This window comes from Rhodococcus sp. ENV425, from assembly GCF_002887785.1.
Lineage (GTDB): Bacteria > Actinomycetota > Actinomycetes > Mycobacteriales > Mycobacteriaceae > Rhodococcus > Rhodococcus aetherivorans.
This window is the reverse complement of record NZ_PCZU01000271.1, coordinates 103,231-112,597: the sequence shown is the minus strand read 5'-3', so window position 1 is coordinate 112,597 and position 9,367 is coordinate 103,231. Positions and strand designations below refer to the sequence as shown.

The window sequence follows — 9,367 nt, the reverse complement described above, 5'->3', positions numbered from 1 at the left end:
CCGGCTCGCCGACACCCGCCGCGCCGTCGAGCAGGCCGAACACGCCGTGGCCGCGGCGGACGCGGCCCACCGCCTCGTCGAGTTCGACGCCACGCACGGAACCGCCCTGCTCGCCTCCCCGGCGGTGCGGGCCGTACTCGAATCCGTGGCTGCGTCCACTGTTTCCGCTCTCGCCGACTACGACCGCGGCCGGGGGACCAGGCTCGTCGCGTCGTTGCGGGCGTTCCTCGAGGCGAACGGGCAGTGGGAGGCGGCGGCCGCGGCTCTGGAGGTGCACCGGCACACCCTGCGCAGCCGGATCGCCAAGGCGGAGCAGGTGCTCGGCGTCGACCTCGGCGACGCCCGCGTCCGGGCCGAGCTGCTGCTCGCCCTGCTGATCGGGGAACCGGCGCCCTAGGTAGCTGGAAACGGCGTAGTGCTGCAGTCGTAGTCGGCCCTTCACGCTGCGGGCGAGTTCGTCCAGCCGGCCGGAATGCCGTCGGAACCGGCGCGGCACCCTTCCCGGGGAGAGCCCGAGTGGTCTTCGCGGGGCGACTTCGGCCGGGAACAGGAAAGTATGGTTGAGTGTTCAACTATATGATTGAGTAATCAACTATATGACGAGCGTCGCGCCCTTCCGCTGGGAGGGGCGTGACCGAAACCGACCGTACGGAGGATCATGGCTAGCAGTTCGACCGAGCACAGCGGCTCCATCGGGACCGTGTCCCAGAAGGGCATCCCCGACGAGGTGGACGTGGCGATCGTCGGGTCCGGCGGCGCAGGCCTGATGGCGGCGCTCACCGCCGCCAAGGAGGGGGCACGAGTCCTCGTGGTCGAGTCCCGGGAGATCGTCGGGGGCGCCACCGGGATCTCGGCGGGTGCCGCCTGGATCCCCAATCACGGCTTCTCGACCAAGGACCTGAAAGTGCACGACGACCTGGACCAGGCGCGACGGTACATCTACGGCCAAGGTCGCGACCGGATCCTCGACCACGACCTGGTGGAGAAGTTCCTGGAGACCGGACCGCACGTCGCCCGGTTCATCGAAGAGCACACCTCCTTCGGGTGGATCCCGACGATCTGGCCGGACTACCGCTCCGACATCGACGGCGCGTCCGTCGGTCGGGCACTGTTCCCCGGCCCGTACTCCCCGGAGGGACTCGGGGAGAACGCGAAGTACGTGCGACCGGCCCTGACCACGGGCATGGCCAAGAACCCGCTCCCGTTCTGGTTGCTGGGCGGGATCGGCATCGACGACGTCTGGCTCGCCGGACCGGCCTTGATCGGAGCGCTGCTCGAGGCGGGCCTGCGCAACGGCGTCGACGTTCGCGTCGAGACGCCCGCGACCCGGCTTGTCACCGACGAGTCGGGGGTGCGGGGGATCGTCGTGCGCGCCGCCGGCGCCGAGCACACGGTGCGTGCCACCCGGGGGGTCCTGCTGGCCAGCGGCGGGTTCGAGAGCTCGACCGAGATCACCACGACCTACCTCGACGCGCCCTTCGGCGTGCAGGTCTCCCCCCAGGGCCACGACGGCATCGCGGTGCAGCTGGCGCAGGAGGTGGGCGCTGATCTGACCGGCATGGAGGACGCCTGGTGGATGCCCGGCGTGCAGCTGCCCGGTGAAGAGCTGGAGGGCCGCCCGCTCAGTCGTGTGTTCCTGGGCGAGCGAGCGCTGCCGCACAGCATCATGGTCAACAGCAAGGGTGAGCGCTTCGCGAACGAGGCCCTGGCCTACGACCAGTTCGGGCAGATCATGCGCGAGGTCGACCCGGAGACGGGCACCATGCCCAATGCCACGGCCTGGCTGATCTTCGACCACAACTACTGGACGAAGTTCGGGATCTTCGGCGTCACGCCGGGCGCAGAGGTGCCCGACTACCTCCACCGCGCCGACACCCTGTCGGAGCTGGCGAACAGGATCGGGGTCGACGAGGTGGGGCTGCTCCGCACAGTCGACCGGTTCAACCCCGAGGCCGCCCGAGCTCGCGACCCGCAGTTCCACCGCGGGGAGACCTTGTTCGACCGCTACTTCGGCGCCTACTATCCCCGGCTGGGCAAGAACTCGCCCGACGCGCGGTTCCCCGCCGCCACCGCAAAGGCGCGGATGCGCATCGCCGCGGCGATCGGTCCGATCGTGAGCAAGCTCGCCGGACGGGTGGCGAAGAGGAACGACCCCGAACGCGTGCGTTCCCTCGTGGTCGGACCCCTGGCGAAGATCATCCGACCCATGCTGAAGAGCCCGAAGTCGAGCGTGCTGGGACCGGTCGACACCGCGCCCTACTACGCGCTCGAGGTCCAGGCCAGCGCGCTCGGCACCGTGGGCGGCCCGAAGACCGACGCACTCGGACGCGCGCTGAACACCGAAGGCAAGGTCATTCCCGGCCTGTACGCCGCCGGCAACGCAGGAGGCGCACCCACGAAGGGCTTCTACGGAGGCGCCGGGGGGACGATCTCGCTCGGGCTGGTGTTCGGTTACCTCGCGGGACGGGAAGCAGCCAAGCGGCAGGACGACGCGTAAGCATCTCGTCGGTGCCCTCGACCGTCGGCACGGCGGTCGAGGGCACCCTCGCGAGCACCGGCCTTCGCCGCAGGTGACCGAGCGCGAAGACAACGCATCGACCACGCCATAGCACCATGCCGCACACAGGGTCCCGTCCCTGCGAGGCACGCGCTCAACGGTCGAGCAGGCGCAGTTCCCCGGCGATCACGGCCAGCCGTGCGGTGTCCACCGCGTCCTCGCCGCGGAGCCGGTCGAGGAGTCGCACGAGACGGTGCGTGCGACCGGTCGGGTCCGCGGCACTCCCGTCGAGTGCGGTGACGACGAGCGTGTCGAGGCGGTCGGAGATCTCGTCGCGCAGGGCCGCCGCACCCATGGCCTCCCAGTAGGAGCCGCGGACGCGGGTGGCGAAACCTTCGAGCAGCCAACGGATGTGAAGGCTGTCGATCAGTGCGTCCCGGGCCGCGGCGACACGGGCGGGGTCGGTGCCCAGGCGCAGCGCCACCGCGGCGTTCGCGAACGCGCCACGGCAGTCCTCGGCCGACGGCCGGTCGCCCAGTGCGGCGGCGACGGGCGCGGCGAAGAGCGCCACGAGAGCCTCCGGTGTGTCCGCGTCGTCGCACGCACCCGCGAGCACGTCGCGGAGCGTCCGGCGGGCGGTGTGGCGCAGCAACCACGCCATCTCGGCCTCGACGACGCGCGCGAGCGCGCTCAGCTCCGCCAGCGTGCTGCGGGCATCGGAGCCCGCCGCGAGGATCCGGGTTCGGATGTCCTCGGTGTGCAGCACGCGGCTGACCACCACGTAAGCGCGCGCCGAGTCCGCGGTGGCGGCGCCGAACCGTTCCTCGAACCGGTACAGGGCTCCCGGGCCGAGACGGTTGACGAGCTCGTCCGCGAGCGACGCGACGACGATCTCCCGGCGCAGCGGATGCTCGGCCACGCCGCTTCCGGCGCGGGCCAGGATCTCGGCGGGGAAGTAGTTCTCGGCCCACGGGGTGCAGGCCGGGGAGTCCGGCAGCGACGACGCGGCCAGCTCGCTCGCGACGACGTTCTTCGACTGCGCCAGCAGCACAGCGAGTTCCGGTCGCAGCAGGCCCGTTCCCGCCCGGCTCCGCTCCCGGATCTCCGCCGTCGGGGGCAGGCCGTCGCCGTCGCGGGCGATCCGGCCGGCCCGCACCAGATCCTCGATCAGCCGCTCGTGCTGGGTGAGCAGCGCCGGGGCGTCGTGCTCGCTGCAACCCAGGGCGAGCACCTGATCCCGGGACGCCGTTAGCACGGCCTCGGCCACGTCGTCGGTCACCGCGGCGAGCAGCGTCTCCCGCTGTCCGGGCGCCAGCGTTCCGGCCGCGACCGCGCGATCGACTGCGATCTTGATGTTGACCTCCCGGTCGGAGGTGGCGACGCCGGCGGCGTTGTCGATGAAGTCGCCGTCGCAGCGGCCGCCGTGGCGCGCGTACTCGACACGTGCGGCGCGGGTGAAGCCGAGATTGCCGCCTTCGCCGACGATGCGCGCACGCACCTCGCAGGCGTCGACCCGGACCCGGTCGTTGGCGGGATCGGCGGCGTCGCCGTGCGTCTCGCCGGAGGCCTTCACGTACGTGCCGACGCCGCCGTTCCACAGCAGGTCCACGGGCGCGCGGAGCACGGCCTTGATCAGTTCGTCGGGCGTCTGGGTCTCGGCGTCGATCCCGAGGGCCGCGCGGGCGGCCGCGGACAGCGGCACGGCCTTGGCGGTGCGCGGCCACACGCCGCCACCCGCGGAGATCGCCGCGGGGTCGTAGTCGGCCCAGGACGAGCGCGGCAGCGCGAACAGACGCGCGCGCTCGCGGTGGGAGGCGTCGGGATCCGGGTCGGGGTCGAGGAAGATGTGCCGGTGGTCGAAGGCCGCGACGAGGCGGATGCGGTCGCTGAGCAGCATGCCGTTGCCGAAGACGTCACCCGACATGTCGCCGATGCCCGCGACGGTGAAGGTCTGCGTGTCGACGTCGTGTCCGAGTTCGGCGAAGCGGTGCCGCACGGCCACCCATGCGCCGCGGGCGGTGATGCCCATCGCCTTGTGGTCTTAGCCGGCCGAGCCGCCCGAGGCGAAGGCGTCGCCGAGCCAGTAACCGTATTCGGCGGCAACGGCGTTCGCCGTGTCGGACATGCGGGCGGTGCCCTTGTCGGCGGCGACCACCAGGTAGGCGTCCGCGCCGTCGTAGGCGACGGTGTCGGCCGGGGTGGTCGGCGCTCCGTCGACGACGTTGTCGACGACGTCGAGCAGGCCGCGGATGAAAGTGGTGTATGCGGTGGTGAGGTCCGCGGTGGATCCGGGGCGGATCACGAAGGCGCCCTTGGCGCCGCCCGGGACGATGGGTGCGTTCTTGACGGCCTGGGTCGCCATCAGTCCGAGGACCTCGGTGCGGTAGTCCTCCGGGCGTTCGGAGAACCGCAGCCCGCCCCGCGCGACGAGCTCGGCCCGCACGTGCACGCCCTCGACGTCGCGGGAGTGGACGTAGATCTCCCGCAGCGGCACGATCGCCCCGCCGACGGTCAGCGCGGACGGATCGAGCTTGAACGACGCGTACGGTTTGGTGCCCCCGCTCTGGAACCAGTTGGTACGCAGGGTCGCGTCGACGAACGAGCGCAGCCCTCGCAGGGTCCGGTCGAGGTCGAAGGTCGCGGCGCGGTCGATGTGGCCGGCCACCGCCGAGGCCGCGGCGGCGACGGCGGCTTCCCGGTCGGGCAGCCCGGGGCGGAACCGGGCGTCGAACAGTGCGGCGAGGGCCGCGGCGTAGCCGGGGGTGGCCGTCAGGCAGCCGAGCATGTACGTCGGCGACAGGCCGATGCCGGCCTGCGCCAGGAACCGGACGGCTGCCCGGATCAGGTCGACCCACCGCCACGAGATGCCCTCCTGCAGAACGAGTATCGAGAAGTCGTCGATGTCGGTGCGGCCTTCGGCGCCCGCGACGAACGCGTCCGCGATCAGGTCGAGCACCCCGGCATCCGGAGCGGCGGTTCCGGACGGCGCGATCGTGAAGTGGTGCGCCCCCGGCTCGTCCAGCGGCCGGTGGTCGCTCACGTGAAGACCGAAGCGCCGCAGGACGTCGACGACGTCGGTGAGGGTGAACCGGTGGTTCGGCCACGAGGCGAGGCAGCCGAGCGGACTGCCGTCGGCGGAGTCGAGGAAACGTAGCGTCGTCGTGTGCTGGGACAGGGAGGGGGCGCTCACGTGGGGTCCTTTCCGGGGCTGCGGCGATGGGGCGAGTCTGCCGCCTCTGCCTCCGGTAAGGCAGGGCCGAAGTGGAGCGGTCGGAGCGCCGCGAATCGCCGATTCGGAGTGGAGGCTGATCCGCTCGAGGCTGCGGGTGACCTGTGTATATCCGTCGGCGTCGGTGAACTGTACGCCGCGCCGGTGGGCGAGGGCCGGGCCGAGAAGATCTCTGCGGGGAGCTTCTCGGCCCGGGGCCTTTCTCACCGGTTCATGGATTGGACCGGTTTGCCGTCGTACGCGGCTTCACGAGGGTCAGGGCTCCTGGTGACGCGAGTCGTTCGGCTTCGTGGCCGACGGACGCCATCGGCGTAGCCCGGTGCCGGACTCGTAGGCCTGTGACGTGGGACAGGTGACGAGTTCGATGGTGCTACCCCAGGGCGTTCGGGCGTACAGATAATGGTTTCCCCGTCCCGCGTCGCCGCCGGGCAGCTCTGTCGGCGGGCTCATCAGCTGACCTCCTTCAGGATTACTTGGCGGGAGTCGCCGGCGTCGCCGCGGGTTCGTGCAATCGCCGAGCGGAGGAGATCGAGCGCCATGCGCCGGCGGTGTGCGCTCCGTCGGCGTCGAGGTGCCGCATCGACACGTCCGGCCATGCGGTCAACAGTTTCGGATTCGGAGAGTCCGGAAGTGTCCGCATGAGAGCCGAGTCGAGGTCGGGCACTGCGTCGGTCAACAGGTGGCGTGGAACGGAGAGGAGTGTTCTTGATCCAGGTCCCGGCACTGAGGCACTCGGCGGGGCCTACGCCGTCCCACAGGGCAGCGGTGCCGGAAGCGTTTTCGGCGCCCCGACTGCACTGTTCCAGGACCTCCGTTCCAGGGCGGACGATGAGGACCGCGACGTACTCACCTGGGGTGCGACGAAGTTCGGCGGCGCGTCGGTATCCGCTCATCGAGCCGACGCTGCATCCGACCACCAGTGGTCGCCATCGTCCGATGATGTCCGGCCGGGTGTTGACACTCCGAGTGTTGTGGAACACAATCTGAGCGCAGTTGACATGACTGTCACGTCATACTGCATGTCCGACGCGTTTCACTGTCCAGAGGAGATATCGATGACCGCCGCCGTTCCTGACATGCGTGAACTCGGACGAAAGGTACGGAATTGGGGGCGGTGGGGCGCCGACGACGAGCGCGGCACGACCAACCTCATCACCCCCGAGCGGGTCAGGGGCGCGGCACGGCTGATCCGAACCGGACAGATCTTCGAACTGGGCATCCCGCTCGACGGCAACGGTCCGCAGCCGGGCGGAAGCCGGATCAACCCGATCCGTCTGATGTCCGAGAACGGGCAGGAGCAGGTGTTGCCGGGCGGTTTCAAGTGGGCCGACGACTACGTCTTCATGCCGCTGCAAGCCGGGTCGCAGTACGACTCCCTCGCGCACGTCCACTACGACGAGCAGCTGTACAACGGGCATCCCGGCGACGGCGTCACCGTCAAGGGCGCCGACAAGTGCGGCATCCACACCCAGGCCAAGGGCATCGCGGGCCGCGGCGTGCTCCTCGACGTCGCCCGGCATCGGGGTCTCCCATGGCTCGAGTCGGGAACCGCGATCACACCCGAGGAACTCGATGCCGTCGTGGAAGCGCAGGGCGTCGAGGTCGGGCCGGGCGACATCCTCCTGATCCGAACCGGTTGGCACGCCAAGTTTCTCGCGGAGTCCGATTCGGCCGCGTACATGGCGGGAGAGCCGGGGCTGAGCCTGTCGTGCGCACAGTGGCTGCGCGACCGGGACGTGGCGGTCGTAGGTGCCGACAACTGGGCCGTCGAGGTGATACCCGGGGAGAACCCGGGCGCCCTCTTCGAACTGCACATGGTGCTGATCCGAGACATGGGCATGACGCTCGCCGAGATGCTCGACTTCGAAGAACTCTCGAAGGCATGCGCCGCCGACGGCATCTACGACTTCTTCTACACGGGGCCGCCGTTGCAGTTCACCCGGGCAGTCGGTTCCCCGATCAACCCTCTCGCCATCCGTTGACACGACCGGCAGCCGGAATCCTCCCGCTCGGCCGAACCGACCCGATACCGCCCATTTCATCACGCCAAGGAGAACCGAATGCTGCTCAGCGACATCGTCGAGTACAGCGCACGCAAGCATCCCGATCGAATCGCCCTGCGCTTCGAAGACGAGACGGTCGGCTACGGCCAGCTGCGCGACCGCAGCCGCCGCCTCGCGAACGCACTCCTCGGCGTCGCGGACCCCGGCGACCGCGTCGCGATCCTCTCCACGAACCGCACCGAGTACTTCGACTGCTACTACGGCGTGCCCATGGCGGGCATGGCGTTGACGATCCTGAACTTCCGGCTGCATCCCGAGCAGATCGCGGCGCTCGTCGAGCACTCGGGCGCCGCGGTCCTCGTAGTCTCCGAGGACTTCGCCGAGATGGTCGCGAGTATCCGCGACCGGATCACGTCGGTGCATACCGCCGTCGTGATCGGCGACGCCGACGCCGATGCGGCGTTCTTGTCATGGGACGCGTTCGTCGCCGGCGCGCCCGCGACGGAACCGAAGGTGCGTCCGCGTCCTGACGACATCGCATGGATCGTCTACACCAGCGGCACGACCGGGGTGCCGAAGGGTGTGATGCTCAGCCACCGCAACCTCCTCACCGGCATAACCTCCTCGGCCCTCCAGTGGGCGCTGCCGGAGGACACCGTCTTCCTGTTCTGCTTCCCGCTCTGCCACGTCGGCGGTTACGTGACGCTCCTGAACCACCTGATGGGTGCCACGGTCGGGATCATCCGCGCCTACGACAATGCCACCTTCCTCCGGCTGGTCCAGCAGTGGAAGGTCACCCAGACCGGCCTGGCGCCCACGATGATCAACTTCCTGCTGCAGGATCCGGCGCTCGACGCGCACGACCTCGGCACGCTGGAGGCGATCGGGTACGGTTCGTCGGCGATTCCCGCTCCCGTACTGCGGGAGGGACTCGACCGCCTCGGTTGTGACTTCTATCAGGGTATGGGCATGACCGAGCTGGCCGGAAATGTGCTGCACCTCGACCAGCAGGCGCATCGGCGCGCCGCGAACGGGGAGTCCAACCTCCTTGCGGCAGCCGGAAAGCCGATGCGTTTGGCGGATATTCGAATCGTGGACGACGAGCTTCGGGACGTTCCGGTCGGAGAGATCGGCGAAATGGTCGTCCGTGGCGACCAGGTGATGGCCGGCTACTGGAACGACACCGACACGACGGACGCCGCGTTCACCGACGGCTGGTTCCACACCGGTGATCTGGTGCGACGGGACGCCGAAGGATTCGTCTACATCGTGGACCGCAAGAAGGACCTGATCATCAGTGGTGGCGAGAACATCGCTTCTCTCACGGTGGAACAGGCCCTGTACAGTCATCCGGCGGTGGCCGAGGCGGCCGCGATCGGCGTCAAGGACGAGACGTGGGGCGAAATCGTCTGCGCCATTGTTGCTCTGCGCTCCGGCTCCACCGCTACCGCGGACGAGATCATCGCGACGTGCCGAGAGCACCTCGGCGGATTCCAGGTGCCGAGGCGCGTCGAATTCGTCGACGCCCTCCCGAAGAACGTCAGCGGCAAGATCCTCAAGCGCGATCTTCGCGAGCGCTTCGCCACCCGAACACTCGTCTAGCACAAGCCTCCCAGTCCGGCCCGCCGCCCCGAGCCA

Annotated in this window: 4 protein-coding genes and 1 pseudogene; 4 read left to right on the top strand and 1 reads right to left on the bottom strand. The window is 69.6% G+C overall.

Annotated features, from left to right (window positions below; all coding sequences use genetic code 11):
• Together CQZ88_RS31870 and CQZ88_RS25475 are read left to right on the top strand one after the other, a co-directional pair.
• Window positions 1–397: helix-turn-helix domain-containing protein (locus CQZ88_RS31870; protein ID WP_258008789.1), on the top strand; the 397-nt coding region annotated here is incomplete at its 5' end.
• A 261-nt stretch (window positions 398–658) separates the two neighbouring features.
• The gene (locus CQZ88_RS25475; protein WP_102800481.1) at window positions 659–2,497 is read left to right on the top strand and encodes an FAD-dependent oxidoreductase; all 1,839 of its coding nucleotides are present in this window, start codon (window positions 659–661) and stop codon (window positions 2,495–2,497) included.
• A 154-nt stretch (window positions 2,498–2,651) separates the two neighbouring features.
• Here the strand turns inward: CQZ88_RS25475 and CQZ88_RS25470 are convergent.
• A pseudogene (locus tag CQZ88_RS25470) lies at window positions 2,652–5,453 on the bottom strand (NAD-glutamate dehydrogenase domain-containing protein).
• A 1,328-nt stretch (window positions 5,454–6,781) separates the two neighbouring features.
• Between CQZ88_RS25470 and CQZ88_RS25455 the strand changes: the two are divergent.
• Complete coding sequence (locus CQZ88_RS25455) at window positions 6,782–7,708, top strand: cyclase family protein (protein ID WP_102800480.1); 927 nt, start codon at window positions 6,782–6,784, stop codon at window positions 7,706–7,708.
• A 78-nt stretch (window positions 7,709–7,786) separates the two neighbouring features.
• Window positions 7,787–9,331, top strand: coding sequence for a long-chain-fatty-acid--CoA ligase (locus CQZ88_RS25450; RefSeq protein ID WP_102800479.1), 1,545 nt, complete (start codon window positions 7,787–7,789; stop codon window positions 9,329–9,331).
• The last annotated feature ends 36 nt before the right edge of the window (window positions 9,332–9,367 follow it).

Coding starts and splice junctions, on each gene's coding strand:
- CQZ88_RS25475 (WP_102800481.1), top strand. CDS start 659: ATGGCTAGCAGTTCGACCGAGCACAGCGGCTCCATCGGGACCGTGTCC.
- CQZ88_RS25450 (WP_102800479.1), top strand. CDS start 7,787: ATGCTGCTCAGCGACATCGTCGAGTACAGCGCACGCAAGCATCCCGAT.
- CQZ88_RS25455 (WP_102800480.1), top strand. CDS start 6,782: ATGACCGCCGCCGTTCCTGACATGCGTGAACTCGGACGAAAGGTACGG.